23 protein-coding genes and 3 tRNA genes are annotated in these 26,910 nt (G+C 37.5%); 14 read left to right on the top strand and 12 right to left on the bottom strand.

The genetic code is table 11. From position 1 onward, the window contains the following. Positions 1-266 precede the first annotated feature (266 nt). Entirely contained in the window at positions 267-1,241 is a 975-nt protein-coding gene (locus tag H4J57_RS01095; protein ID WP_182241702.1) for a transposase, read from the top strand. Positions 1,242-1,680: 439 nt separating this feature from the next. Here H4J57_RS01095 and H4J57_RS01090 read toward each other — a convergent pair whose 3' ends face one another. From H4J57_RS01090 to mutY, 7 genes are all read right to left on the bottom strand, one after another. Next, positions 1,681-2,022, bottom strand: coding sequence for a YdbL family protein (locus tag H4J57_RS01090; RefSeq protein WP_182241701.1), 342 nt, complete (start codon positions 2,020-2,022; stop codon positions 1,681-1,683). Positions 2,023-2,031: 9 nt separating this feature from the next. After that, a complete protein-coding gene (locus H4J57_RS01085; protein ID WP_182213460.1) occupies positions 2,032-2,214 on the bottom strand; it encodes a YnbE family lipoprotein in 183 nt (60 codons plus the stop codon). A 2-nt stretch (positions 2,215-2,216) separates the two neighbouring features. Continuing rightward, the gene (locus H4J57_RS20230; RefSeq protein ID WP_182241700.1) at positions 2,217-4,850 is read right to left on the bottom strand and encodes a YdbH domain-containing protein; all 2,634 of its coding nucleotides are present in this window, start codon (positions 4,848-4,850) and stop codon (positions 2,217-2,219) included. A gap of 374 nt (positions 4,851-5,224) precedes the next feature. Beyond that, positions 5,225-5,300 (bottom strand) — tRNA-Thr (locus H4J57_RS01075). A 122-nt stretch (positions 5,301-5,422) separates the two neighbouring features. Next, positions 5,423-5,498 (bottom strand) — tRNA-Phe (locus H4J57_RS01070). A gap of 188 nt (positions 5,499-5,686) precedes the next feature. Then, complete coding sequence (locus H4J57_RS01065) at positions 5,687-5,959, bottom strand: oxidative damage protection protein (RefSeq protein ID WP_070374680.1); 273 nt, start codon at positions 5,957-5,959, stop codon at positions 5,687-5,689. A 101-nt stretch (positions 5,960-6,060) separates the two neighbouring features. Next, the gene (gene mutY / locus H4J57_RS01060) at positions 6,061-7,134 is read right to left on the bottom strand and encodes an A/G-specific adenine glycosylase (protein ID WP_182241699.1); all 1,074 of its coding nucleotides are present in this window, start codon (positions 7,132-7,134) and stop codon (positions 6,061-6,063) included. Positions 7,135-7,275: 141 nt separating this feature from the next. Here mutY and H4J57_RS01055 point away from each other — a divergent pair, with 141 nt between their 5' ends. Beyond that, positions 7,276-7,614: a 50S ribosome-binding protein YggL gene (locus tag H4J57_RS01055; RefSeq protein WP_182241698.1), complete on the top strand. Its 339-nt coding sequence runs from the start codon at positions 7,276-7,278 to the stop codon at positions 7,612-7,614. 151 nt (positions 7,615-7,765) lie between these two features. Next, complete coding sequence (trmB, locus tag H4J57_RS01050) at positions 7,766-8,500, top strand: tRNA (guanosine(46)-N7)-methyltransferase TrmB (RefSeq protein WP_182241697.1); 735 nt, start codon at positions 7,766-7,768, stop codon at positions 8,498-8,500. A gap of 14 nt (positions 8,501-8,514) precedes the next feature. Here the strand turns inward: trmB and H4J57_RS01045 are convergent, their stop codons facing one another. From H4J57_RS01045 to H4J57_RS01035, 3 genes are all read right to left on the bottom strand, one after another. Next, positions 8,515-8,862: a hypothetical protein gene (locus tag H4J57_RS01045; RefSeq protein ID WP_220470246.1), complete on the bottom strand. Its 348-nt coding sequence runs from the start codon at positions 8,860-8,862 to the stop codon at positions 8,515-8,517. 200 nt (positions 8,863-9,062) lie between these two features. After that, positions 9,063-9,542, bottom strand: coding sequence for a methylated-DNA--[protein]-cysteine S-methyltransferase (locus tag H4J57_RS01040; protein ID WP_182241696.1), 480 nt, complete (start codon positions 9,540-9,542; stop codon positions 9,063-9,065). Positions 9,543-9,699: 157 nt separating this feature from the next. Beyond that, positions 9,700-10,131: a CBS domain-containing protein gene (locus H4J57_RS01035; RefSeq protein ID WP_182241695.1), complete on the bottom strand. Its 432-nt coding sequence runs from the start codon at positions 10,129-10,131 to the stop codon at positions 9,700-9,702. Positions 10,132-10,323: 192 nt separating this feature from the next. Between H4J57_RS01035 and H4J57_RS01030 the strand changes: the two genes are divergently transcribed. The 10 genes from H4J57_RS01030 (at position 10,324) to H4J57_RS00985 (ending at position 24,498) form a co-directional block, all read left to right on the top strand. Beyond that, positions 10,324-12,567 carry an ABC transporter permease subunit gene (locus tag H4J57_RS01030; RefSeq protein WP_310733690.1) on the top strand — a complete coding sequence of 748 codons (2,244 nt, stop codon included), beginning with the start codon at positions 10,324-10,326 and terminating at the stop codon, positions 12,565-12,567. A gap of 16 nt (positions 12,568-12,583) precedes the next feature. Continuing rightward, on the top strand, positions 12,584-14,221 hold the full coding sequence (pstA, locus tag H4J57_RS01025; protein WP_182241694.1) for a phosphate ABC transporter permease PstA: 1,638 nt from the start codon (positions 12,584-12,586) through the stop codon (positions 14,219-14,221). Positions 14,222-14,341: 120 nt separating this feature from the next. After that, entirely contained in the window at positions 14,342-15,163 is an 822-nt protein-coding gene (gene pstB / locus H4J57_RS01020; protein ID WP_070374673.1) for a phosphate ABC transporter ATP-binding protein PstB, read from the top strand. A gap of 49 nt (positions 15,164-15,212) precedes the next feature. Further along, positions 15,213-15,914, top strand: coding sequence for a phosphate signaling complex protein PhoU (gene phoU / locus H4J57_RS01015; protein WP_182176185.1), 702 nt, complete (start codon positions 15,213-15,215; stop codon positions 15,912-15,914). 189 nt (positions 15,915-16,103) lie between these two features. Continuing rightward, positions 16,104-16,784 (top strand): TIGR00153 family protein, encoded by a 681-nt coding sequence (locus H4J57_RS01010; protein WP_146799161.1) that lies wholly within the window; start codon positions 16,104-16,106, stop codon positions 16,782-16,784. Between the two features lie 9 nt (positions 16,785-16,793). Continuing rightward, positions 16,794-18,059, top strand: a complete 1,266-nt coding sequence (locus tag H4J57_RS01005) for an inorganic phosphate transporter (RefSeq protein WP_182202657.1) — start codon at positions 16,794-16,796, stop codon at positions 18,057-18,059. Positions 18,060-18,244: 185 nt separating this feature from the next. After that, a tRNA-Phe gene (locus H4J57_RS01000) sits at positions 18,245-18,320 on the top strand. 345 nt (positions 18,321-18,665) lie between these two features. Then, positions 18,666-20,090, top strand: a complete 1,425-nt coding sequence (locus tag H4J57_RS00995) for a TolC family protein (protein ID WP_182241693.1) — start codon at positions 18,666-18,668, stop codon at positions 20,088-20,090. Positions 20,091-20,092: 2 nt separating this feature from the next. Then, entirely contained in the window at positions 20,093-21,385 is a 1,293-nt protein-coding gene (locus tag H4J57_RS00990; protein ID WP_182213477.1) for an efflux RND transporter periplasmic adaptor subunit, read from the top strand. Further along, a complete protein-coding gene (locus H4J57_RS00985; RefSeq protein ID WP_182213478.1) occupies positions 21,382-24,498 on the top strand; it encodes an efflux RND transporter permease subunit in 3,117 nt (1,038 codons plus the stop codon). The genes H4J57_RS00990 and H4J57_RS00985 overlap by 4 nt, the downstream gene beginning before the upstream one ends. Positions 24,499-24,569: 71 nt before the next feature. On the opposite strand, the gene H4J57_RS00980 is transcribed toward H4J57_RS00985, so the two are convergent. Then, on the bottom strand, positions 24,570-24,743 hold the full coding sequence (locus H4J57_RS00980) for a DUF3545 family protein (RefSeq protein WP_083277925.1): 174 nt from the start codon (positions 24,741-24,743) through the stop codon (positions 24,570-24,572). Positions 24,744-24,891: 148 nt separating this feature from the next. Continuing rightward, on the bottom strand, positions 24,892-25,845 hold the full coding sequence (gene tal / locus H4J57_RS00975) for a transaldolase (protein ID WP_182241692.1): 954 nt from the start codon (positions 25,843-25,845) through the stop codon (positions 24,892-24,894). Positions 25,846-26,092: 247 nt separating this feature from the next. Between tal and yaaA the strand changes: the two genes are divergently transcribed. Further along, on the top strand, positions 26,093-26,869 hold the full coding sequence (gene yaaA / locus H4J57_RS00970) for a peroxide stress protein YaaA (protein ID WP_182176181.1): 777 nt from the start codon (positions 26,093-26,095) through the stop codon (positions 26,867-26,869). Positions 26,870-26,910: the final 41 nt, after the last annotated feature.

Here is a 26,910-nt window from a genome sequence, read left to right as displayed (position 1 = left end):
TATTGTGATTTGTATACCAAAAAATCAACTTATACAAGCATATTAAAAAAAATCAGAACAAAGATACAAACCAAAATACCTAAGCAGACACTCACTCAAAATTGAGACCTAAGCTAAAATACTTAAGCAGACACTCACTTAAAATTGAGACCTAAGTTAATAGATCTAAGCAGACATTCACTTAAGATTGAAATCCACTTAAAATTGAACAATAACAGTCTTTGCACTAAGCTAAAATAAGGTAGCTATGTTATTTAGGATGAATGATGGCAACGCCAAGGAAGCAACAAATTAGTTTAGAAGACACCCCTTATTACCATTGTGTAGCTCGTTGTGTTCGACGGGCTTTCTTATGTGGTGAAGATAAATATTCAGGCCAAAGCTATGAACACCGCCGAGGCTGGATAGAAGACAAACTTCATTTTCTTAAGCAAGTATTCGCTATCGATGTCTGTGCTTATGCTGTAATGAGTAACCATTATCATGTAGTAGTATTTATTGATGAAGCAAAAGCTAAGCAATGGAGCATGATAGAAGTTCTTGAACGTTGGCATACTTTATATAAAGGCACTTTACTGACCAAGCAATATTGTCAGGGTGAAGTCTTAGCAAAGCCATTACTTGATATAGTTAAGTCAACCGCTAAGGTTTATCGAAAACGTCTGATGAAAATTAGTTGGTTTATGGGTTATATTAATGAGGGTATTGCTAGGGCCGCTAATCAAGAAGATAACTGCACAGGTAGATTTTGGGAAGGTAGATTTAAATCACAAGCGCTATTAGACGAAGCTGCTCTTGCATCTTGTATGGCATATGTTGACTTAAATCCTATTCGAGCTAATGCCGCAGAAACACCAGAAAATTCAGAACATACCAGTGTCAAACTTCGATGTGAACAGGCAGCAAAAAGTAAACAGCCCAGCACGCTATTACCCTTTATTGGCAATCCAACAAAGGGTATGCCAAAAGGTTTACCTTTTGAACTCAAAGATTATCTTAAATTAATTGAGTTAACAGGTCGATGCATTAGAGAAGGTACATGTGGTTTCATAGAAAAAAGCCAACCTGCAATACTCAATCGATTAAATATATCCGCTGAAAATTGGTTGGTAATCACCACTGAATTTAATACCCAGTTCCATGGTGCCATTGGTCATGAAGTTGCACTGAGTGACTACTGTGAGCATCAACAGTTAAAGCGACGACAAAATTTGAGTCATTGCAACCAACTATTTTCTTAAATAGTTAATCCATAAAAATATTTTCAGATTGCTAATCAGGTTTTTCCTGTGGACGAAAATTGTCGAAATATCGATGATTTAAGGAAGATACAGTTGAAAAACTGTTTTAGTACACTTTCATATGACTAAAAATCGATATGACTGACGACAGAATATCAGTTATTAAAATATCTATGTCTTTTTGAATTAGGGTGAGTGTCTATGTTGTTTCTTCTGAATTAAAGTGAGTGTCTATGTTGTTTTTTTTTACTTTTTATATCAGAACGAAACCTTAACATTGTTGTTAAGGTTTTGTTGCTTTCTAGGGAAGGCTATTCTTAAATGCCATCAGTAGCAGCACTTTTTTGATAGCTACCGCCCCAAAAACCTATAAAATCAAAACTTAGAGCTGTTCGCTATCTGCTCTCGTGCTACTCGCTTTAGGTGCAGTTATCACTCTTTATTTTTTAACCCATTGCCCCGCGCTATTTTGGATAAAGTGGCCTGGTTGAGTTTTATCATAAGCTTTTTTACCTGCTAAAGCGGTGACTTGTTGCATGGTGATTTTATTGGTGCGCGCTAAATTCATATAAATACTTTTGCGCTTTTCGTTAACACTGGTGACTAGGCTCTTCGCGTCTGGGCTATCAATAATAAGACCTAAGTAACCATTAGACATTTCACCAACTAAACCTTGTTGTTTTGCATCGTCGAGTGAAATAGCCCAAGCGGAAAAGGCTATAGTAGAGACCAATAGAGCACAGCTTATTTTTTTTATGAATTTCTTTGTTAAATTTTTCATGGCGTTCCCCTAAAATATGTCGCTTTCAGCACTAAATATGTCGTCTAGTTGTTTATCTACCTTCACCTTTATTTCATGATCAATTTTCAAATTTAAATTAATGGTGATCGGTTCTTTTGCACTAACTTCTATCTTATGTGTACAAGCACTGATAATGAAAACAGTAAATAGCACGATTAGTATTTTACTCATACTTACTCCTTCTTTTTTTGTAAACCTTTGATAAGGCTTTCTTCAAAACGTTGTGTTATTGATAATGATTCAAGTAAGCCAAGCAAGTCGTAACTCAAATTCAAATTTAAATTAACATCGTTATCAATATCTGGATTTCGACCTTTTATTACCGTATTTAACTGCATGTAACCGTCGTCTGCCATAGTAACTGCGGAGGAAAGCTGATGATAATGCAAGTTTTGCAGTGCATCAAACGCCAGTTTTAGTTGACTGTTGTTTGCTTTAAGCTCTTCTACGGCTGGGTTATCAATGACCTGTATCAGTCCGTTGCTAATATTGTGCAGTTCACCTTTTTCAATAATATATTTATCACCATCAAAAGTAACCGGAAGTTGACCTGATATATTACCCGTTACAACAATACCTTGTTTTTCATCTAATGCTAATACTTGCTCTAAGTCTATACTATTAAGCTGAACATTAACTGAATGCCCATGTTCGACCGGCCATTGTATATTTGGAATAAAGAAGCTGCCCCCTAAAACATTCGCCTTAAGTTTGTTGGCTGAAAGCTGAAAGCTTTTATCGAATGTCCAGTTGGTGTTAATTGATAGCTTTGAAATAGGAGTCACAGTTTCAATTAATTCAACGGTTAGGTTTTCTTTAGCATTGGGCTGAGTCGTTATTTTTCCAGCAAGTAAGGAAAAATGTTGTTGCCAATTGAGCTCTTGCAACCAAATGCCATTGATTTCACCACTGAGTGAGGTAATTGCCACCGAAACGTTAAAGGGGGTGTTTTCAATATTGTTTAAAGCGTTTATTTGACCAAAAATATTGTAATCTAATAGGCCATCAATCAATTCAACTTCAGTCGGTAATTGGATATTTAACGATAATAAGTCGGTGAGTTGTAAATTTTTGGCGGCGATAACTACATTAGGTGACTTGACTGGGCCAGTCAAAACAAGGTTGCCTAGCTTCACTCCGTCAGCACTGGCTTGAGCATTAAGCTGAATATCGTCAAAGCTGCCGTTGAGTTCACTAAAAATATTAAACGAAGTTATCTTTAGTTTTTTAGGAATATTCAGCTGTGAAACGTGATTATCGACTTTTAGTTTAATGTTTAGATTGTTGTCCTCTAACAGCGCTACGCTACCCGTTAATTTTGTTGTTAATTTTTTTAGGCTCAACAGTGCTTGAGGTTTTTGTGCAGTTGACGTTTTTGTGGTGATTTTATTGTGCGTTTGATTATTATTTTTGTCCTCAGTCATCTGTTTAAGCACCACAATATTATTTAAGGTGATTGAAGAGTCTGCTGTTAAATTAATCGTTGTTGTTTGCTCGGTTTTATTTAGTGAGCCATTTAAATGTAATGCAACAGGCGCAGGAGTGTATTTCGCTATGTTAACCAGCTTCAGCTGACTATCAATAACAAAACGCTCTACTGCTAATGCATAAGGTGTTTGTGGGGTAGGTAAGGCAAAAGTAATATTATCAAATTTTACTTGGTGAGGTCGTGCACCGCTAAAGGCGCTTATTTCAAGATGACTAAGGTAGCCCTTACTATCGTTCAGCGTTAATAGCCCATTGCCTTGCGGTTTTATGGTTACGTGCGTTAACGGATTCTCTTCAAGTATTGACATCATTGTTGGCGATAGCCCGGCTTGGGTTAATTTCGCTAACAACTGTGGCTGACTATATTCCACTGATATTTCATTTTTTCCAACAAAGGTTAATGCGACTGTTATCTTGTCTTTAGCGGAAACTTCATTAGTCGTTTCTTTGGCGATTAAATCAAATTGACTATCGAAGTTCAGCGCACCTAATAGTTTAAACGGGCCGCTATTGCCTATGCCGTTTTCAGAAATTATCGAGATATTGCTTATTTGATTTTTCAAGCTAATAGCGCTCGCTCGATATTTTATCTGTGTGTTGAAATCACCTGAGATTTCGCTAGCCGTTAAGTTGTCTGTTAATCCTGCGGTAATAGGTAATCGATGGGCGCTTAAAAAGCTTTTTAGTAAACTTAATTTACTTGAGATCGCAATGGAAAAACCTTCATTCTCTTGGGTTAGCTTAGCCTCGATAAACACTACGCTTTCGGATGTTGTTAGTGTAAAAGACAAGTTGTTGGCTAATGTCGATAAATTAGCAATATATTTTGTCTCAGTTTTATTGCTAACCGTAAACGGTGAATAGAAAAGTTTAGTGACATTTGTTTTTTTCGGTAAATTAAACTGCTTAATCTGTTGTGCATAAGTTTGTAGACTTGTTGAAAGCAATTGGCTTAAGTTTTGATTTTCTTGCTCCTTGCTTAAGAGAGCATCATCTTTCTTGGAGAATAAATGATCTGTACCTTCAATCTCTGCCAACCTTATATCAATATCAGTTATATTAAGGCTAGGGGATAGTTGCCATTGTATTATCATACCGACAATTTGAATGTTAGCCTTTGGGGTCTGTAAGCATGCCTTGTTGACTCTAATGGCCATATTACTGGTAAGGCTTACATTTAGGCAAGTCAACGCTATTTTGTCTGAATTGAATTGTGTTTTTACAAGGTAATTGATAACTGAAACTCTAGCACTGTAAGTGATAGTGAAAATAATCAGTAAGGTGATAACAGCAATTAAGATAAATTTAAGAAATCGCACTTAGGCTCCCTTGCCATAGCTACTTTTTTAACCCAAGTAGAAAATATGTTAATTGCTATTAATCGTTGATGACCGTGAGTCGACCGTCTATTTATGGTCACAACAGTTAACAGGGTAGCCTAATTTTACACAATCGAACATAGCTAGTGATTGATGAATTACAGGAAAAAATAAGATTACAGGTACTTTTTACCATATCAGTAGGTGGTTTTGCTTTTCTTGAGAAGGAATGGAAGAAAGGTTGCTGACTGCCGGAGTCGAATTGCTGCATGTTAAGAGTGACTGAGTTTATCAGTAGGTGGTTTTACTTTTCTTAAGACGAAAAAAAACCTTAACATTGCTGTTAAGGTTTCGTTCCTTCCTTTCGGAATGGATGGTGCCGACTGCCGGAGTCGAACTGGCGACCTACTGATTACAAGTCAGTTGCTCTACCAACTGAGCTAAGTCGGCACACAAAGATGTGTGCGATAAATTTATTCTATTGAACTATTTATCTTGGCACCGAACAAATGTTTCTACACTATTTCTATATTAAAAAAGTAAGCAACAAATATTCAAATAGGTTGAATAGATGGTGCCTCGACCCGGAATCGAACCAGGGACACGAGGATTTTCAATCCTCTGCTCTACCGACTGAGCTATCGAGGCAGTGTCTAATCTGCTGTCTTTTCGGCTTTGCCTTGAAGACGGGGCGTATTAAACTGTTTTTCGATTTGTTCGTCAACCCTTTTTTTTAAATAAATGTTTGTTTGCTTGTTTTTTCTGCTTATTGGCGGAATAGTCAGCGTAAAATCACCATTTAATCAAAATTATCAATAAAAAAAGTTGTTGAACCCTTACTTTTTCGGTGGAACGTAACCTTCAATTTCAGGTTCTTTTCCTTCAAAAAGATAAGCAACCATAGCCGTTTCTAAAAAAGCACGGTCATTTGGCTCCATCATGTTCATTTTTTTCTCATTAATAAGCATGGTTTGTTTTTGTTGCCAGTTTTTAAATGCTTCTTGACTGATATTATCAAAAATACGTTTACCGACTTCTCCAGGATAAAGTTGAAATCCTAGTCCTTCAGCGTCTTTTTTTAAATTTTGGCAAAATATAATACGGCTCATAAGTTAATTCTCTTGTTCTAGGTTGTAAGTTGGTCTGTGCATTTATACTTTTACCACTTTAATATTCATCTGTATCTTAAAGAGGTATCGATATATAAATATCATGGCTTTAATAAGCTGATCAATTTTTGAGTTGATGCTGCTAAGCCAACCGATGCAGTTGTGGCTAAATTGTACCACTGTTGTTGGTTGTTTTCGTTGATTTCTTTTGCTGGTAATTGTTCACAATCAATCACTACTGGCGATATATCTAAATGAAAGTGACTAAAGGTATGGCGAAATTTTACTAAGGGTACAACGGACGTTTGTTTCAAGTGGAGCTTCGCTAATAATGCGGCAATCTCTTCTTCGTGCTGGACCTCTAAAAAACACCATAAACCTCCCCATATGCCACTTGGCGGACGTTTCTCTAATAATACTTGCTGGTTAATACGAGGTATCACCATAATAGTTTGTTTTTCTGGGATGGTTTTCTTTGGTTTTTTTTGTGGGTAACTACTTTGTTCATTCAGTGAAAAAGCTAAACAAGTGTCACTTAACGGGCACAGCTCACATTTAGGTTTACTGCGAGTACAAATAAGTGCGCCTAGATCCATCATCGCTTGGTTAAACTGCGCAACACCTTCTTTGGGCGTTAATACCTCAGCAATCGGCCATAACGATTTTTCATACTTACTCTGACCATTATGGCCTTCAACCATATAACAACGAGCTAATACCCGTTTTACATTACCATCTAAAATAGCGTGATGCTTATTCAATGCCAAACTTAAAATTGCACCAGCCGTTGAACGACCAATACCCGGTAGAGCAATAACTTGTTCAATGTCCTCAGGAAAAGTACCTTGGTATTGCTGAGTAATTATTTTTGCTGTTTTATGTAAATTACGAGCTCGAGCGTAATAACCTAATCCTGTCCAGTGATGTAAAACGTTATCTTCATCGGCATTAGCTAAATCGGTAATTGTTGGGAAACTGTCCATAAAACGATGATAGTACGGAATAACCGTTGCTACCTGTGTTTGTTGCAGCATTATTTCAGAGATCCATACACGGTATGGGGTTTTATTGTGCTGCCAAGGTAAGTGCTTTCTGCCTTGGGCTTGATACCAGTCGAGTGTTTGCGTGGCAAAAAACTGTGCTGATTTCGGTGTTATTTGAGTTTTATTTGTCATAGCGACTTAGTTTACCTAATAAACGGGCACGAATAAATGTGCATTTTTTATTGCAAAAATTTATAATGCCATTATGCTCTCGTCCATATTAATCTCGAGATTATCACTCGAAATATACTTGCTAAGATTTAAGGAATTAAAATGAAATTAAATGCTAAAAACCGTAACCGCCGTTTACGTAAAAAATTACGTGTTGATGAATACCAAGAATTAGGTTTTGACGTCGCTTTTAAATTAGCTGACGGTACAGACAATGATACGGTTGATACTTTTTTGAATAACTTTTTTAATGAAGTTATTCAACCTAATGGTTTAGGTTTTGGCGGTGAAGGCGATGTTTTATGGCATGGTATCGTTTGTACTCAAAATATCGGTAAGTGTACCGATGAACATCGTACCGCTGTAGAATCTTGGTTGAATGAAAATGGCGCTACAGCAGTAGCTGTTAGTGAACTTTACGATGTTTGGTGGGCTGAATAACTTTATTCATCATAAATGAACTTTACCCGGCATTGTCAGCATTTTTCAGTGCCATTACTTATGTACAATAAGTGCAGACTCTGAAAATTTTGGCTGCTTTGTTTAAAGCGCATTTATTTAGAATAAAACTTGGATTATATTGAAGAAATATATGGTAGAAAAAACTGAAAACACCCACAAAAGCATTGAAGAAGCTGAAAAAGAAGGCAAATATATTCGCAAAGTACGTAGTTTTGTTAAGCGCGAAGGGCGATTAACAAAAGGACAAGCGAATGCATTGGAGCAATTTTGGCCAACAATGGGCTTAAACCACCTTGATGGAATGATTGATTTTGCTCACTTATTTAATAACAGCAATCCTATTATCTTAGAAATTGGTTTTGGCATGGGTAAATCTTTAGTCGAAATGGCAAAAAATGCCCCAGAACTAAATTTTGTTGGTGTTGAAGTGCATCGTCCGGGTGTTGGCGCTTGTATTTCATTAGCAGATGAAGAAGGCGTTCATAATTTAAAGGTTTTTGAACACGATGCGATAGAAGTGCTTGCTGACTGTATCCCTAATGGTTCATTAACGACCGTGCAATTGTTTTTTCCTGATCCTTGGCATAAAAAGAAGCATCATAAACGTCGAATTGTATCGTTAGAATTTGTCGAAACTATTCGTCAAAAGCTAAAGGTGGGTGGTGTTTTTCATATGGCTACTGACTGGGAAAATTACGCAGAATGCATGATTGAAGATATGAACTCAGCGCCGGGCTATAAAAACTTAGCCACCGATGGTGACTTTGTGCCACGTCCTGATTCTCGGCCATTAACGAAATTTGAAAACCGTGGTCATAACTTAGGCCATGGCGTTTGGGATATTCAATTTAAACGCCAAGATTAATCTAGAATGAACAATTAATTTAAGTACTCTTGTTCAACGTGAAAAAGATGCTGGCTATTACGTAAGTTGCCGGTGTCTTTTAACCACTGCGTACTAATGATTTCTCGTTGCAAGGCGGCTTGCAAAATTCGCACTTTATACTGCGACCAATAATAAATCGTTGCCTGTTGATGAATTTCGTTATTTGGAAAAATTTCACTTCTACTTTCTTCTAATTCAGCTAAAATATTAGCAATGACTTTTGGCTTTAACTCTTTTTCTATCTGTAGCTTAAATTTAGTGAAACGTTTTGCTTTAACTAATAACCATGCCATCCACAATATTACGGCAACAGCAAAAACAAATAAAATATCTATACTCATAACTGATTTATTCTATAAAAATACTGTGGGCATCTTATCAGTCAAATTGAATTTGGCTAAAGCTTATTTTTATTTTATAACTCGGGTATTTACAAAAATTAAGCCGCTAGCCCTCTTAACTCTATGTTAGGTTAATTAAACGCTATATTGTTGCTTTTTATCGATGAGTCACTTTGCACTTTTGTTAAGCAATATAGCAATTAAACGCTGAACTGGGCTTGTTCATGCATCAGTAACTTTGCTTTTAAAGCTAAACCACCAGCATAACCTGTTAATTTTCCATTGGCGCCTATAACACGATGGCAAGGGATAATTAAAGCGATCGGGTTTTTTCCGTTTGCTGCGCCAACTGCTCTTACGGCCTTTTCATTATTAATTTTTTTTGCTATCCATAAATAGCTTTTGGTCTCACCTTGTTTGACAGTCAGCAATGCTTGCCATACTTTTTGCTGAAACGGTGTACCTTGTGGTGCAAGTGCCAAGTCGAAGACAGTACGATGACCAGAAAAATATTCTGCAAGCTGCTGAACCACCGGGGTAAAATGAGTAGTGTTCTCTGTGTAACTTTCATCAATAATCAGCGGTAAAGCGCTATCTTGAAAAGCAAGCGCCGTTAACCCTTGGTCATTAGCGGTTAATGCGATATCGCCATAAGGAGAAGGGGTGATAGTAAAGTACATACTTATTCCTTTGTTAAAGCATAACCCATCAAATATTGTGAAGATAAATAACTATTTTAAAGATAATTAACGTTAATGCACAGCACTAAAATTGTTTCTTCAGTTAAAGCGCTAAACTGAAATAAAGCATAAGCCGTTTTATCATCACCGTCAGTCGTTATTTATTAGCGGCTAACTTATTACGGTATTGTCGTGCAATAACTTTTAAAATATCACGCCAACTGATAATGCCAATAGGTTGCATTTCATCATTTACAATCGGCAGACATGAAAGGTGGTTATCATGAAACATTAATACAGCGTCATTCAAACTGACTTCTTCTTTGGCTGTTGTCAGGTCTCTTTTCATAATGAGGTGTAGCTTCTTTTGTAACATTGAATGGTCACGGGGTGTTTCGTTTTTAGTGCCAATTGTTGGACTTAAATGCTTGTATATATCTCTATCGGTCACCACCCCGACAAGTTGTTTATCACAAAGTATCAAAATGTGGTGAATGCTGTGTAGGTCAAATATTGCTTTTGCTTTACTTAAATCATCGTCAAGTTCTAAAGTAATTAAGTCTGTCGACATAATTTTACTTAAGCTCATCATTCTCTCCTAATATTTGATTTTTGTTTGTTCGTCACGATAAACAAAACTTTGCTAGTTAACAATCATCTTTTAGTCAAAACTAGCTCTTTAGTGATTTATATAAAACTAATTGTTGGCTGTCACAAAAGTGTAATACAACTGTCTTATAATTCATATCGTACTAAAGTCTCCATAATTGAAGGTGTTTAAGTGGCAATTGCATTAAAATCGACTGGCCCACGTCAGTTGAAAAATACATTAGCACAATGGTTAATAACAGTAGGCGGTATAAGTGTTTTATTTACACTGGTACTGATCTTTTTATATTTACTCTATGTGATAAAACCTATTTTTGAGTCGGCAACAATAGAGCCTGTTGGTCAATTTGAAATCAGTACCACGGCACCCACGTTATCTGTGGGTGTTGATGAACTAAAAGAAATCGCTTTTCAAATTACTCAGCAAGGTGATATTAACTTTTATCAGCTTGTCAAAAGTGCTGCTCATGAAAAAGGTACATTAGTACTCAGTGAAAACTTATTGAGTGATGATAAAACCTTAATTAATGTTGTTAATTCTGGCGTAGAAAAGAAACTACTCATTGATAGTGACGGCAACATGCAGCTTATTGCCGCTAAATTCTTTTCTAATTTTGATTCGGGTACACGAGAAATTATTCCTAGTGTTGCCTATCCGTTAGGAGAAGAGTCGATAGCCGTTGACGAAAGTGGCGAAGTTCTTACTGAACTTTCATTTGGTATGAATGATGAAAAAGCGGTTTTTGTTGCGTTTACGCAAGACCAGCGTTTAATTAAGACCAGCTTAATTGCAGAAGATGACTTTACTTACGACAGCGCTTACGAAACTATTTATCAAGAAATTGATTTTCCTGTTGATCATGTTAACGAAATCTTAGTGACTCCTGATATGGGCTTAGCTTTTGTTCGTAGTGATGATCAAGTCTTTGTTTTTGATCTTACCGATGAAGATGACGTTGAACTTAAAGCCACAATTATTCCCTCTTTAGAACAAACCAGGAATAAACCCCATCATGTTACTGCAATGGCATTACTTTCTGGTAGTAGCTCAATCTTACTAGGTAGCAGTGCGGGTAAAGTTACACAATGGTTTGAAGTAGCTACTGACGATGGTCGTCAATTTAAAAATGTTCGTAGCTTTAACGTTAGTGATACCGAAGCCGTTACTCAAATTCATACCGAACAATTTCGTAAAAGTTTCTATACTTTAACGACCTCAGGAAATATGGGGGTTTTCTACACCACCAGTGAAGCTGATTTATGGCGTGGTCAACTAACAACTACCGAACCTAGCGTATTTGCAATTTCTCCTCGTGCTGATGGTTTAGTCGTGATTGACGAAAACCAGCTGAAAATATTCAGCGTTGAAAATGAACATCCCGAAGTTACTTGGAGTGCTTTGTGGGAAGAAGTTTGGTACGAAGGTTACCCAGAGCCAGAGTATATTTGGCAGTCAACTTCCGGTTCAGATGATTTCGAAGGTAAGTTTTCTTTAGTACCCATTTCATTTGGTACTATGAAAGCGGCCATGTACGCGATGTTATTTGCTGTGCCTATTGCGTTAAGTGCTGCGATTTACACCGCTTACTTTATGACCCCTGGTATGCGCCGAAAAGTTAAGCCAACAATTGAGTTAATGGAAGCATTGCCAACAGTTATCTTAGGGTTCTTGGCGGGTTTATGGTTAGCGCCAATAATTGAAAATTATTTGCCAGCAATCGCAATGCTATTAATTATGTTACCGCTTTCAGTCTTTGTAACTGCATTTGCTTGGCATAAATTGCCTAAAGATATGAAAAACACTATTCCTGAAACATGGGCACCGATCATACTTGTTCCTGTCTTGTTAATTGCCGGTGGTAGTGCATTTTTGTTATCCCCTTTCTTTGAAACCTTGTTTTTTGGTGGCGATGTTCGTCAGTATATTACTAACGACCTCGGTATTGACTTTGACCAACGTAATTCATTAGTGGTCGGTTTAGCGATGGGATTTGCTGTTATACCGACCATTTTTTCTATGGCAGAAGATGCAATATTTAGTGTACCTAAACATTTAACCAGTGGTTCACTCGCTTTGGGTGCTACACAATGGCAAACGCTTGCGAAAGTTGTTTTGTTAACCGCTAGTCCAGGTATTTTTTCTGCAGTGATGATGGGCTTAGGCCGTGCAGTAGGCGAAACCATGATAGTGCTGATGGCTACGGGTAATACCCCAATTTTAGATTGGAGTATCTTCCAAGGTATGCGTACCTTAGCAGCAAATATTGCTGTAGAAATGCCAGAATCCGAGGTAGGGAGTTCGCATTATCGAATTCTATTTTTAGCTGCTTTTGTTTTATTTGTTTTCACCTTTATTTTTAACACGTTTGCTGAGCTGATACGTCAGCGCTTACGTGAAAAATACAGCTCGTTATAGTTAAGGAACTGAGTTTATGAATAGTTGGTTTAAATCTGGTTCTCCGTGGGTGTGGTTGTCTGCTGGCGGAGTAAGTATCAGTTTAATTTCAGTTCTAGGTTTATTGTGGTTAATTGCTTCACGTGGTTTATCCTACTTTTGGCCTGCAGACATTTATCAATTTGAGACGGTTAATGAAAAAGGCCAAGCAGTTACCGTTATTGGTGAGATATACGATCGTGAAAGCCTGCCAAGCAAGCAGTTATCGCATTTAAATTTAGGTTTAGATCCTACTAAAGAAACCATTGAGCGAATTTTAGTGAAAACGGGTAACCGTGAATTAGTTAATCTAGATTTTCGCTGGTTGTTAATGCCGCTTATTAACAAAACCACCATGCCTGAAGATGTTGTGGTGGTTGAACGTCGCACCAACGGTAATTTTTATGGCTTCATTGAAGGGATTATCTTAGATGGTCAGCCTGAAGGCCTAGACAAAATGGCTGAGTTGCTGGAACGTGTTGATAACTTTCAAGACGAAATGGACGAATTACAAAAAGTTGATATCGGCGCCATCAATTATCAAATAGAACGCTTACGGCTGAAAAAGCGTAAACATAAACTTGATGAGACCTTAACCGTTGAGCGCGAACAAGAAATTGATGCAGAAGTTGCTCGTTATAACGCTGATTACCAAGTACTAGAAAAACAGTTAATGGCTATCCGTGACAAAGTATCTCGTGATCAACTTGTGGTACGCGCTATGGGCGGAGAGGTTATTGAGATAAATTTTGAAGAAATACTCAAAGTTACTTATAACAATAAACTGTCTGTTTTTGGCCGAGCTGCGGTATTTATTCAGCAAATAGGCAGTTTCTTGATTGATGATCCTCGAGAAGCAAATACCGAAGGGGGCGTTTTTCCTGCAATATTTGGTACTGTTTTAATGGTTTTATTGATGACAGTCATTGTTTCTCCTATGGGTGTTATAGCCGCTATTTACTTACATGAATATGCGGGTAAAAATGCCTTGACTAAACTACTTCGTATCGCCGTTATTAACTTAGCAGGTGTACCGTCAATCGTTTATGGGGTGTTCGGCTTAGGTTTCTTTGTTTACATGGTGGGTGGTAGTTTAGATCAACTGTTTTATGCCGAGACACTGCCTAGTCCAACTTTTGGTACGCCAGGTGTTATGTGGTCTGCTATTACTCTAGCGATACTAACATTACCGGTTGTTATTGTTTCAACCGAAGAAGGTCTATCACGCATTCCTTCAGCTATGCGTCACGGTTCTTTAGCGTTAGGTGCAACCAAAGCAGAAACGTTATGGCGTATTATTCTACCAATTGCTAGTCCAGCAATTATGACGGGTATCATTTTAGCGATTGCTCGTGCGGCCGGCGAAGTTGCACCACTGATGTTAGTTGGTGTTGTAAAAATGGCGCCAAATTTACCGCTTGATGGTAACTTCCCATATTTACATTTAGACCGTAAGTTTATGCATTTAGGTTTTCATATTTATGATGTAGGCTTCCAAAGCCCTAATGTTGAAGCGGCAAGACCATTAGTTTTTGCAACCGCATTTTTATTAGTGACAATTATTGTCTCACTGAATATGACAGCGGTTACCATACGTAACCGTTTAAGAGAAAAATATCGCATGTTAGAGCATTAATTTTATTGAAGAATACCCTTCTTATTTTAGTTAAATAGATCGAAATAAGAAGGGTTTAAAACATAAAGTAAAAAAGTTTTAACAGTCACGAACAAAATTTAAGCATTGAAAGAGAAAACTATGATTTCAGTCAGCCCAAGAACATTAGATCCAAAAGTTAAACTTGATCTTAACAACTTATCGCCAGAACAAGTGGCGTTAGAAATTAAAAATTTAAACCTATACTATGGTGACAAACAAGCACTACAAAATATCAGCATGTCTATTCCTAAAGGACAAGTTACCGCGTTTATTGGTCCTAGTGGTTGTGGTAAATCTACGTTGTTACGTTGTATTAACCGTATGAACGACTTGGTTGATATATGTAAGATTGAAGGTGAAATTAATCTTCATGGCGAAAATATTTATGGAAAACATGTTGATGTTGCAGCGCTGCGTCGTCAAGTAGGTATGGTTTTTCAACGACCTAATCCATTTCCTAAAAGCATTTATGAAAATGTTGTCTATGGCTTACGTATTATGGGCGAAAATAATCGCCGTGTATTGGATGAAGCCGCAGAAGTTGCGCTGCGAAGTGCGGCATTGTGGAATGAAGTAAAAGACCGTTTGCACGATAGTGCACTGGGACTTTCTGGCGGTCAACAGCAACGTTTAGTGATCGCTCGCGCCATTGCGATTAAGCCAGAAGTTTTATTGCTTGACGAACCTACTTCGGCACTTGACCCTATTTCAACATTGACGATTGAAGAATTGATTAATGACTTAAAAAAGCAGTTTACTGTGGTCATTGTTACCCATAATATGCAACAAGCCGCACGTGTTTCAGATCAAACAGCATTTATGTACATGGGTGACTTAATTGAATACAGCGATACCAATACGCTGTTTACCACGCCGGCAAAAAAGAAAACTGAAGATTATATTACTGGCCGTTACGGTTAATAAAGACGATTAATATTCTACTTTTAATATAGAATAACAAGGAAAAACAATGGATAACATCAATCTTGGTCGTCATATATCAGGCCAATTTAACGAAGATTTAGAAAACGTCATCAACCATGTCATGCATATGGGTGGTTTGGTTGAAAAACAATTAAGCGATTCACTCACGGCTGTTTATGATGCGGATGAAGTATTGGCAAAAAATGTGCTAGCGAACGATTATAAAATTAATGCCTTAGAAGTCAGTATTGACGATGAATGTACACGCATCATAGCAAAGCGTCAGCCAGCTGCTGGCGATTTACGTTTAATTATGGCTATTGTAAAAACAATTGCTGATTTAGAGCGTATCGGCGACGAAGCACAGAAAATTGCTCGGGTAGCACTCGAAAACTTCTCTGGAGAGCAAAAAGCGCTATTACTTAATTTAGATAATTTAGGTCGTAAGGTTTTAGAATTTTTACAAGCAACTCTTGATGCTTTTACACGTATGGATGTCGACTCAGCTGTTTTAACTCATGGCAATGACGAGAAGATTGATCGTGAATACGAGGCGCTAATGCGCCAATTAATGACTTACATGATGGAAGATCCGCGTTCTATCCCACAAATAATGAGTGTTATCTGGTCAGCTCGTGCTTTAGAACGTATTGGTGACCGTTGTCAAAATATTTGCGAATACATTATCTATTTTGTCAAAGGAAAAGATGTTCGCCACACAACAGCTGAAGATATTAAATCTTTGTAAATTTGGAAAAAGCCGCTACGTTTAAATAACTTTCTATATACCTGTTATGTTTCGACAAATCATAGCTATATCTAGTTAAAAGCACAGGAATTGTCAGGTGATCGTGATAAAACGCTTGAAGATCGTGTTAAATGGGTTAATATCCGCGACGAATAATAACAAAGAGCAATTTGGCTCTGGGAATAAATTATGGCTAGAAATTCAATACTAGGTGTCTTTGCAAAATCACCTATTAAACCATTAGAAAAACACATTCGATTGGTCACTAAGTGTTGTAATCAACTAACTCCTTTCTTTGCTGCTTGTGCTGAACAAGATTGGTCAAAAGCAGGGAAACTTCGCAGTAAAATCTCAAAATATGAACGCGACGCAGACAAATTAAAACGCGAAATACGCCTTGAACTTCCGGGTGGCTTATTTATGCCTGTTGATCGTGCTGATTTGTTAGAGTTACTTTCACAACAAGACAAAATTGCTAATAAAGCAAAAGATATTGCCGGACGTATTTTAGGACGCAAACTGATAATACCAGAAACACTACAAGATTCTTTTGTGGCGTATGTTGCTCGAAATATTGAAGCCGCAGAAAAAGCAGCTGACGCGATTAATGAATTAGACGACTTATTAGAAACAGGTTTTCGTGGTCGAGAAGTAGCATTGGTTGAGAAGATGATTAACCAATTAGATGAAATAGAAGATGATACAGACGGCATGCAAATTAAATTGCGTAGCGACTTATTGGCGATTGAGAATGACTTAAATCCTATTGATGTAATGTTTTTATATCAAATTATTGAATGGATAGGTGATTTAGCCGATTTAGCCGAACGTGTTGGTGCTCGTTTAGAAATTTTACTGGCTAGAAAATAAGGCTTATTCATGGATATATTATTAACACATGGCCCTATGTTGGTCATTATTGCCGGCGTTGTTGGTTTCTTTATGGCGTGGGGCATTGGTGCAAACGATGTGGCTAACGCAATGGGTACATCAGTTGGCTCTAAAGCGCTAACGATTAAACAAGCTATTATCATCGCGATGATTTTTGAATTTGCTGGTGCATATTTAGCGGGTGGTGAAGTTACTTCAACTATTCGTAAGGGTATTATTGATGCTTCTTACTTTGTTGATAGTCCGGAATTACTTGTTTTTGGTATGATTTCAGCATTATTTGCTGCTGCTACTTGGTTACTTATTGCTTCTATTTTAGGTTGGCCTGTATCTACAACACACTCAATTGTTGGCGCCATTGTTGGTTTTGCTGCCGTTGGTGTTAGTGTTGATGCTGTTGAATGGGCTAAGGTTATCGGTATCGTAGGTAGCTGGATAATTACGCCACTTATCTCAGGTATTATTGCATTTATTATTTTTAACAGTGCACAAAAATTAATTTTTGATACGGATAACCCATTAATTCAAGCTAAACGTTGGGTACCTTTTTACATGTTTTTAGCGGGCTTCGTACTTGCTTTAGTCACTATTAAGAAAGGTTTGAAGCATTTAGGCTTAGACATCGGCTCTGTTGAAGGTTATGTATATGCGATTATTGCCGCAGTTATTGTAGCTCTTATAGGTAAAATATTCATAAACCGTTTAGAATTTGATGAAAGTGCTGCGAAGAAAACACATTATGCCAACGTAGAAAAAGTATTTGCGGTATTAATGATCGTTACTGCCTGTGCAATGGCATTTGCTCATGGTTCAAACGATGTTGCTAATGCGATTGGTCCACTAGCTGCGGTAGTCAGTATTGTTGGTAATGACGGTCAAATTGCAGCTAAATCAGCTATCGCATGGTGGATTTTACCACTAGGTGGTTTTGGTATTGTTGCTGGTCTTGCATTATTTGGTCACAGAGTTATTGCAACCATAGGTAATGGCATTACACATTTAACGCCAAGCCGTGGTTTTGCAGCTGAATTAGCAGCAGCATGTACAGTTGTTATCGCTTCAGGAACAGGTTTACCTATCTCAACCACACAAACGTTAGTAGGCGCTGTGTTAGGTGTAGGTATGGCTCGTGGTATTGCTGCAATTAACTTAACGGTTGTGCGTAATATTGTTGTTTCTTGGGTTGTTACCTTACCGGTTGGTGCAGGTTTATCTATCATTTTCTTCTGGGGAATGGTGGCAATTTTCACCTAGGCACACTTAGAAAATTTACTTTTAAAAAACCAACATTGATGTTGGTTTTTTTTATTTAAACTCCTGAATTTGTAAACTTTCAGTGGTAACCACTATATAATTAAAAAGTGATTAGGTAATGCTTGCCTGAACCACTATTACCCTATATTATAACGCCTCTTTGATGTTCTTTAGAATTTCAAACTGCCTTGATAGCTCAGTCGGTAGAGCAGAGGATTGAAAATCCTCGTGTCCCTGGTTCGATTCCGGGTCAAGGCACCATATTTCTCTTTATTGAGACGAAAAAGCCCACAAGCAATTGTGGGCTTTTTTTTGTTCTAACTTAAGGGAGTACATAGGTATTTGAGGCTAATGATGAAAGTACCTTTGTCATATTCCCTTCGTTAATCATCTTAACTGTTTTTTACTGAGCCAAGCGTATTCTTGACGCTTACTTAGTTATGGGTTTAATCACCCAAATTGAAAACTATCACCACTCACCGTTTTATTCAGGTTATTCATCGCAGTAAATTTTTTGAAAGTAAACTTTTGTAAAGTCATTACAGCTTTTCATTAATACTGATTACAATTAAAGCATTAAAAATACTATAAGTGGTTTCATCTTTTATGGAAAACCGTTTTCGAATACAGATCAAACACAGTGTTATAACTGTTCTAGCAACAACCCTGTTGTTGGCTTGCTCGAGTACATCTGAGCTTGATAAAAATATTAGAAATATTAACTTACCTGCGACTTGGCAACAAAGTGAACAGAATTTGCAGGTTGAAAATAACTGGCTAGAACAGCTTGATAGTCCTCAAGTTCAACAATTAGTGAGAACAGCACTAGCATCAAATCACCAATTAAAAATTCAAGCGTATAATGTTGAAATTCAAAAGCAACAACTGATCATTTCTGGCAGTACACTTTGGCCATCGCTTGATTTGTCTTTGCGTTCGGGTCGAAATAAATACAATGACTCTGATACTTACACTAATTCAAGCTCAGTTAATTTGAATTTAACTTACGAACTTGATTTATGGGGGAAACTATCTTCAGCTGACCAACAAGCTAACTTAACGTTTATGGCTGAACAGTCGAATTTTGAGCAAAGTAAACAGCAATTAGTGGTTGATGTTGTCACTACGTGGTTCGCGGTTGTTGAGGCAGAAAAGCTACTGTCACTTTATCAAGGTCGTGTAAAAAACTCCCAACAAAATTTAGACATTATTGAATCAGGCTATAACAGTGGCTTAAGTGAAGCACTTGATGTTTACCTAACACGTAATGAGCTAAACAATGAATTAACTCGTGTTTGGGAACAAAAAACAGTAAAAACTCAATTAATTAGACAGTTGGAACGTTTAGTTGGTGAGTATCCCACAGGAACATTGTTAGTTGATGCTGATTTACCGCTACTAACCTCTGATATTCCCTTAGGATTGCCATCGGAGCTTATTAGCAGAAAACCTGAGTTAAAGTCTAGTTGGTATTTATTACTTGCTAAAGATGCTGGCCTCGCTTATGCACACAAACAACGTTTTCCAAGCCTAAGTTTAACAGCGTCGGTAGGAGACAGCGGCATTGATATAGATGACTTGCTATCAGGATCATCGTTAGCATGGTCATTGTTTGGAAATATTTCTGCACCACTATTTAATGCTGGTCGTTTGGCTGCTAATGAAGAGCAAGCACGGTTAGCGTTGAAACAAAACGAACAGCAATATCTTGAGCACTTATATAATGCATTTACTGAGGTTGAGAATGCGGTGACCCAAGAAAAAAGTTTAAAAAATAGCTATAAAAGTATGTTAGCTGCACAAGAAAATGCCAAAGTTGCCGCGACACTTTCTTTTGAACAATATCAAAGTGGTTTGGTTAATTATACTACGGTGCTTGATGCTCAATCACGATCGTTTGATGCACAAAGTACCTTGATAAAGCTTAAAAATCGCTTGATTGCCAATCGCATACAACTACATTTAGCACTCGGTGGCGACTTTACTGTGCCTGAGAAAACTGCCACAACTATTAATCCAAAGGCTGAATAATAATGTCTTCACAACCAAGTTTACATACAGAAATAACACAAAAACCAAGCACGCTAAAAAAATTGATCATCCTAGCTGTTATTATTGGCGTTACATTATCATTAGTCGCTTTGATTTATAGTAACCCGCCACAATCGAAAAGGGCTAAACCCTCAAAAGCGCCCCAGATGACAGTAGCAACAAAGATATTAGCGCCGCAACGTTATCAAGTTATGGTGGAAAGTTTTGGTACGGTAAAACCTCGTACACAAAGCATACTTTTTGCGCAGGTTGCTGGCCAAATTACTCAAGTTAGTGGTCAATTTCGTGACGGTGGGTTTTTTGAAAAAGGTGATGTTTTAGTACAACTTGATGATCGAGATTACCGGTCAGAAGTCAAAGTATCACAAGCAAATCTTTTATCTGCCAACCAAGTATTACTTGAAGAACAAGCAAGAGTTCAACAAGCAGAAGCTGACTGGCAGCGGTTGGGAAATGGTAAAGTAGCCGGTGTTTTAGTATTACGTCAGCCGCAACTTGAGTCAGCAAAAGCAAAAGTACTTTCTGCACAAGCGCAATTAGATAAAGCTAAGTTATCATTAGAACGCACCCAAATAGTGGCACCTTATGCGGGACGCATTTTGAAAAAACAAGTTGATATTGGTCAAGTTGTTACCAGTAACAGTCAACTTGCCACCATTTTTGCAGTTGATTATGTAGAAATTCGCTTACCGATTAATAATAAAGATCTTTCCTTGATTAACTTACCTGAAGTATATCGAGATATTGGTGAACAGGGTAATAAGGACGATGTAAAAATAAGCTCTGATTTAATTGGCCATCAATCATGGAATGGAAAAATAATTCGCACCGAAAGTGCTATCGATGAACAGTCTCAGCAGCTCTATGTTGTAGCACAAATTAATCGCCCCTATGATGCAACAACCTCTTTGGGATCACCGATAAAAATAGGTCAATATGTTACTGCCCAGATAACAGGGAAAGAACTAAGCAATGTTTTGGTTATTCCCAGCAATGTTATTTATCAGGGAAGCTATGTCTACACAGTCGAAAATGGCTTGTTAATTCGTAAAGAGGTTTTACTAGGGTGGCAAAACGGTAAAGAGTCAATTGTTGAGTCTGGGCTCGTTGCCGGTGATGAACTTGTGCTAACTTCTTTAGGACAAGTGAGCTCTGGAACTCCCGTAGCCATTGAAGGAAATATCCCGAGTAAAGCAAGACAAAATAACCCAAAAGCTCGTCAGAATAAGGCAAAACTTGAAGGCACTAAAAGATCAAAGGGTGAAGCACAATGATCGCCTGGTTTGCTCGAAATCACGTAGCTGCGAATCTGTTATTAATTACTATTTTAATTTTAGGTTTATTTAGTCTCTCTGTACGGATACCGGTTGAGGTTTTCCCCTCATTTGCCTCTGATCGTATCAATGTGAATGTCTCGTTACGTGGTGCTACGCCAGAAGATGTTGAAAAAAGTATTTCTATTCGCATAGAAGAGGCGATACAAGACCTAGAAGGTATTAAGCAAATTGCTAGTCGTTCATCTGAAGGCTCTTCAGCGGTTAACATCGAAGTTGAAAGTGGCTACGATGCACGAGAAGTTTTGGCTGATATTAAAAGTCGTGTCGACTCTATCAATACTTTTCCATCAGATGCTGAAAAACCTGTAGTGTCGTTAGCGACTCGAAAAAGAGAAGTTATCTCGGTTAGTGTCGCCAGTATTTATGGTGAAAAAGAAACGCGCGAGTATGCAGAGAAAGTACGCGATGAGTTGTTAAAAATATCTGAAATTACTCAGGCAGAGCTTAGTGGTGTTCGTAACTACGAAGTTTCTATTGAAATACCTCAAGATAAATTACAACAATATAACTTAACTATCTCCCAAGTGTCAGCCGCGATAAATAATTCTAGTACCGATGTTTCTGCGGGCAATCTAAGAACCGAAGGAGGGGATGTTTTATTATTGTCAAAGGGGCAAGCTTATCGTAAAAATGAGTTTTCTGACATCGCGATAAAGACTCACACTGATGGTTCTATTTTACGTTTGTCTGATATTGCGTTGATCACAGATGCTTTTGAAGAAACACCGGTAAGAACCCGCTTTAACGGTAAGCAAGCCGCCTTTATCGACATCTATCGTATTGGTCCACAAAGTGCCATTGACGTTGCCGATGCAGTAAAAAACTATATTGATGAACAACAAGGAAATGTGCCGGTAGGTGTTGAGTTAAGTTATTGGGATGACGACTCTCAAATTGTAAAAAATCGTATTGCAACGTTAACAACAAGTGCGTTGCAAGGTGGTATTTTAGTCTTAGCACTACTGAGCTTATTTTTACGCCCGTCGATCGCCTTCTGGGTTTTTATTGGCATTCCTATTTCATTTATGGGAGCTTTTATAGCAATGCCTTTTTTTGGCATAACCCTTAACGTTATGAGCCTATTTGGCTTTATTTTAGTACTCGGTATTGTCGTGGATGACGCCATTGTCACCGGAGAAAATATTTATACCCATTTAAAAACAGCTAAGTCAGGGGAAGAGGCAGCCATAAGAGGTACTGAAGAAGTGGCTACACCAGTTACTTTTGGTGTATTAACCACTATTGCCGCTTTTTTACCTCTGGCATTTATTGAAGGTGCGCGAGGGGCATTGTTCGCACAAATTCCGGTCATTGTTATTCCTGTTTTATTGTTTTCTCTAATCGAGTCAAAGTTTGTTTTACCGTCACATTTAAAGCATTTAAAACTCCGTAGTCAAAAAACAAAAACATCTAAATTTAGCCAATTACAACAACGCTTTGCGGATGGCTTTGAAAACACAATTTTACGTTATTATCAGCCTTTATTAAAAAAAGCCATTAATTTTAAAACAGCGACATTTTTTGGTTTTGTTGGTGTTTTCTTAATTATCATTACCTTGGTCATGAGTGGCTGGACTAAATTTATCTTCTTTCCAAGAATACCCAGTGAGACGGTAAGAGCTTCATTAACCTTACCAGCAGGCTCACCATTTGAGGTAACGAATAAACATATCTTAAAAATGACAGAGAAAGCGGAAGAGTTACGTGAGAAATATATTGATGAGGCGACGAATGAAAGTATCATTATTAATATTTTGGCGACAACGGGTGGCAGAGGTGGCACAACCAATCAAGGCAGTGTTCGTTTTGAAATAACGCCGCCAGAGTCTAGAAGCTTATCAATTGGTTCAACACAGTTAGTTCGCGAATGGCGGGAGCTTATTGGGCCAATTCCTGGCGCTGAAAGTATGACCTTTAGAGCCGAAATAGGTCGGTCATCAGACCCTATTCAAGTACAGCTAAAAGCAAGCTCTTTGGACTCGCTTAAAGAAATTACCGATAAGGTAAAAATACGCTTAGCTACTTACCCAACCGTTTTTGACATAGAAGATAGTTTGTCTGACGGAAAAGAAGAGCTACAAATCGAATTAACTGAGCAAGGCAAAGCGCTAGGGTTAACCAGAGTAAGTATATCTAATGAAGTACGCCGCTCGTTCTTTGGCTCACAAGTTCAGCGTATTCAAAGGGGTAGAGACGATGTTCGGGTAATGGTACGCTTACCTTTGAGTGAGCGTCGCACGACTGCTGATTTAGAAAATATTCTTATTGGAACTCCCAATGGTGGTTCAGTGCCTTTGGCGCATGTTGCTCGCTTAATTCCAGGGAAAAGTCCATCAACCATCTCTAGAATCGATCGTTATAGAACGGCAAATGTCAGCGCTGATGTCGATAAAGAAAACACCAATATGACAATATTACAGGCCGATTTAAAAACTTACTTGGATGAGCTTCTTTTACAATATCCTGGTGTCAGTCATTCGCTCGAAGGTGAAGCTAAAGAGCAACGTGAATCATTTGGATCGTTAGCTTGGGCATTAGTTTTTGTTTTCTTTATTATTTATGCTTTGCTGGCCATTCCATTTAAGTCTTATCTACAACCTATTATTGTAATGAGCGTTATTCCTTTTGGTATGATAGGTGCTGTTATAGGTCACTGGATCATGGGCATGGAATTAACGATTATGAGCTTATTGGGCATGCTGGCATTAATTGGTGTGGTGGTGAATGACTCCTTGGTATTAGTTGATTTTATCAATAAAAAAAGAGCCGAAGGTATTAAGCTTATGGAAGCAGTACTTACCGCGGGCGCTTCACGTTTTCGTCCTGTGATGTTAACTAGCTTAACCACCTTTATTGGTTTAATGCCGTTACTTTTTGAGCAATCAACTCAAGCACAATTCCTTATTCCAATGGCTGTTTCTCTTGGTTTTGGTATATTGTTCGCGACATTTATTACCTTGATTTTAGTGCCGGTTAACTACTTGCTTGTTGAACAGATAAAGGCGTTTTTTGGTGTTAAGCCTACGGGGTATGTTCTAGAGCAAGTTTAGCTTTTACATTTATGGTATTTCAAGCAATAAAAAACCCAGTTAAAAACTGGGTTTTTTCATTTGAAATAAAACTAGAAATCTTCCAGCATAAATTCTAACGAGTCTTCATATGCTTTTAGCTCTTTTTCTAATTGGAATCTTTCTTTTATAAGTTCTATTTCACGCCATTTTCTTTTCTTATTAGTGCTTTCTGAGGACTTAGGTCTTTTACCAAACGAGCCCATTACTTGTTCAAGTTTATCCATAGAACACTCCTTTTTATTTAACAGCACCTTTTTAATAACACATTCAAGATGATAAGCAAATAATTAAAGCAATAAACTCCGATAATACTTGGTGATAAAGTAACTCTTTTTAGGCTTTATTTTAAACTAACCGTATGAAAAATAGCTATTAAAGTAACTCAGCAAGCTGTTTTTCTAATTTTATCTGGTCAAGGGTAAAATTTCTGATCCCTTCAGCAAGTTTTTCTGTGGCCATAGCATCTTCATTCATTGCCCAACGATAGCTACTTTCTGATAATTTTTCTTGAGCGGCTAATTTGGGGTGCTCACTAAATAATTTTTGCTCAAGCGGGTCATTACACTTTGATAGTTCGTCTAATAGGTTTGGACTTATCGTTAAACGATCACATCCGGCAAGTTGACGTATCTCATCTATGTTTCTAAAACTTGCTCCCATCACCACCGTTTTATAACCTTTACCTTTGTAATAGTTATAAATGCTAGTTACCGAGATCACACCAGGGTCTTCATCCGCTGCGTATTCACTTTTGCCGCTATCCTTTTTGTACCAATCTAAGATCCGGCCAACAAAAGGCGAGATTAAGTAAACCCCTGATTCGGCACAAGCTTGTGCTTGAGCAAAACTAAACAATAAAGTTAGGTTACAGTTAATACCAACCTTTTCTAGTTGCTCTGCCGCTTTAATACCTTCCCAAGTTGATGCCAGTTTAATAAGGATACGATCGTTATTAATACCTGCTTCTTTATACATCGCCATAAGCTTATGTGCTTTGGCAATTGAAGCTTGGGTATCAAAAGATAAACGTGAATCTACTTCTGTTGAAATACGACCTGGTACAGTTTTTAAAATTTCTAAGCCAATTAATACTGATAGTTTATCAGCGGCATCAATAACTTGTTGTTCTGTATTTGATGACTGTGCTTTTGCCCATGTTACCGCTTCGGTAAGTAAATGTTGATAACCTTCAAGTGATGCTGCTTTTAATAATAGCGATGGGTTTGTGGTTGCATCTTGTGGTTGAAAATTTGCGATTGCTTCAATATCGCCGGTGTCAGCAACTACAGTAGTCATTTTTTTTAATTGAGAAAGCTGGTTAGTCATGTCCTTTACCTTTTTACGAAAAACTTAAAATTGGAGAATTATTACAACATAAATGGCTGAAAAAGTGATAAACCTTTGATGTAATGCCTAATATGACTATATTTGTAACAAATTTTCAATATATAGCAAGTATGTTCGACATTTTTTTAACTATGACGGTAATTGGCTTATCATTTATCTTCATGTTTAGCGGATTTATTGTATTATATGGGTTATATATTTTGATATTGTATTAAACGGGACCGTTATGCTACTTGTTGTTTCTCCAGCTAAAAACTTAGACTTTGAGTCACCATTACCCACTAATAAATTTTCTCAACCTGAGCTTTTAGCGCACAGTAAAGATTTAATTGACCATTGCCAAAAATTAACACCTGCAGAGATATCAACCTTAATGGGCATTAGTGATAAACTTGCTGGGTTAAACGCTGCTCGATTTGGTGAATGGTCAATGCCTTTTACTGTTGATAATGCTCGCCCAGCGGTATTAGCGTTTAATGGTGATGTTTATACCGGATTAGACGCCAAAACATTTAATGAAGATGATTTTGATTTCGCACAAAAACACATGAGAATTTTGTCAGGATTATACGGTTTACTCAAACCTCTTGATTTAATGCAAGCCTACCGCTTAGAAATGGGTTCAAGGTTAGCGAATGATCGTGGCAGCAACTTGTATCAGTTTTGGGGAGACATTATTACTGACCATGTCAATGAAGCATTGGCCCAGCAGGGTGATAAAGTGTTAATTAACCTTGCCTCTAATGAATATTTTAAATCAGTAAACAAAAAAAAGCTTCAAGGTGAAATAATTACTCCAGCATTTAAAGATTGGAAAAATGGTCAATTTAAAATGATCAGTTTCTTTGCCAAAAAAGCACGAGGTTTAATGGCACGTTATATCATTGAACATCGCTTAACAGAGGTTGAACAACTTAAATCCTTTGATGTTGCTGGCTATCAATATAGTGAAGAAATGAGTCAAGGTAATGATTTTGTTTATACCCGTAAAGAAACGCAATAGTAGCGCTAATGCATAAGCCTGCTTTAGTTTATTTACTTAGT

It is taken from the genome of Colwellia sp. BRX8-7 (assembly GCF_014077275.1).
Classification (GTDB): Bacteria; Pseudomonadota; Gammaproteobacteria; order Enterobacterales; family Alteromonadaceae; genus Colwellia_A.
This window is presented reverse-complemented; position numbering and strand designations above follow the sequence as displayed.

Excerpts from the sequence above, each read along its gene's own strand:
- H4J57_RS01095 (WP_182241702.1), top strand. The coding sequence starts at position 267 with ATGGCAACGCCAAGGAAGCAACAAATTAGTTTAGAAGACACCCCTTAT.
- H4J57_RS01090 (WP_182241701.1), bottom strand. The coding sequence starts at position 2,022 with ATGAAAAATTTAACAAAGAAATTCATAAAAAAAATAAGCTGTGCTCTA.
- H4J57_RS01085 (WP_182213460.1), bottom strand. The coding sequence starts at position 2,214 with ATGAGTAAAATACTAATCGTGCTATTTACTGTTTTCATTATCAGTGCT.
- H4J57_RS01065 (WP_070374680.1), bottom strand. The coding sequence starts at position 5,959 with ATGAGCCGTATTATATTTTGCCAAAATTTAAAAAAAGACGCTGAAGGA.
- mutY (WP_182241699.1), bottom strand. The coding sequence starts at position 7,134 with ATGACAAATAAAACTCAAATAACACCGAAATCAGCACAGTTTTTTGCC.
- H4J57_RS01055 (WP_182241698.1), top strand. The coding sequence starts at position 7,276 with ATGAAATTAAATGCTAAAAACCGTAACCGCCGTTTACGTAAAAAATTA.
- trmB (WP_182241697.1), top strand. The coding sequence starts at position 7,766 with ATGGTAGAAAAAACTGAAAACACCCACAAAAGCATTGAAGAAGCTGAA.
- H4J57_RS01045 (WP_220470246.1), bottom strand. The coding sequence starts at position 8,862 with ATGAGTATAGATATTTTATTTGTTTTTGCTGTTGCCGTAATATTGTGG.
- H4J57_RS01040 (WP_182241696.1), bottom strand. The coding sequence starts at position 9,542 with ATGTACTTTACTATCACCCCTTCTCCTTATGGCGATATCGCATTAACC.
- H4J57_RS01035 (WP_182241695.1), bottom strand. The coding sequence starts at position 10,131 with ATGAGCTTAAGTAAAATTATGTCGACAGACTTAATTACTTTAGAACTT.
- pstA (WP_182241694.1), top strand. The coding sequence starts at position 12,584 with ATGAATAGTTGGTTTAAATCTGGTTCTCCGTGGGTGTGGTTGTCTGCT.
- pstB (WP_070374673.1), top strand. The coding sequence starts at position 14,342 with ATGATTTCAGTCAGCCCAAGAACATTAGATCCAAAAGTTAAACTTGAT.
- phoU (WP_182176185.1), top strand. The coding sequence starts at position 15,213 with ATGGATAACATCAATCTTGGTCGTCATATATCAGGCCAATTTAACGAA.
- H4J57_RS01010 (WP_146799161.1), top strand. The coding sequence starts at position 16,104 with ATGGCTAGAAATTCAATACTAGGTGTCTTTGCAAAATCACCTATTAAA.
- H4J57_RS01005 (WP_182202657.1), top strand. The coding sequence starts at position 16,794 with ATGGATATATTATTAACACATGGCCCTATGTTGGTCATTATTGCCGGC.
- H4J57_RS00995 (WP_182241693.1), top strand. The coding sequence starts at position 18,666 with ATGGAAAACCGTTTTCGAATACAGATCAAACACAGTGTTATAACTGTT.
- H4J57_RS00990 (WP_182213477.1), top strand. The coding sequence starts at position 20,093 with ATGTCTTCACAACCAAGTTTACATACAGAAATAACACAAAAACCAAGC.
- H4J57_RS00985 (WP_182213478.1), top strand. The coding sequence starts at position 21,382 with ATGATCGCCTGGTTTGCTCGAAATCACGTAGCTGCGAATCTGTTATTA.
- H4J57_RS00980 (WP_083277925.1), bottom strand. The coding sequence starts at position 24,743 with ATGGATAAACTTGAACAAGTAATGGGCTCGTTTGGTAAAAGACCTAAG.
- tal (WP_182241692.1), bottom strand. The coding sequence starts at position 25,845 with ATGACTAACCAGCTTTCTCAATTAAAAAAAATGACTACTGTAGTTGCT.
- yaaA (WP_182176181.1), top strand. The coding sequence starts at position 26,093 with ATGCTACTTGTTGTTTCTCCAGCTAAAAACTTAGACTTTGAGTCACCA.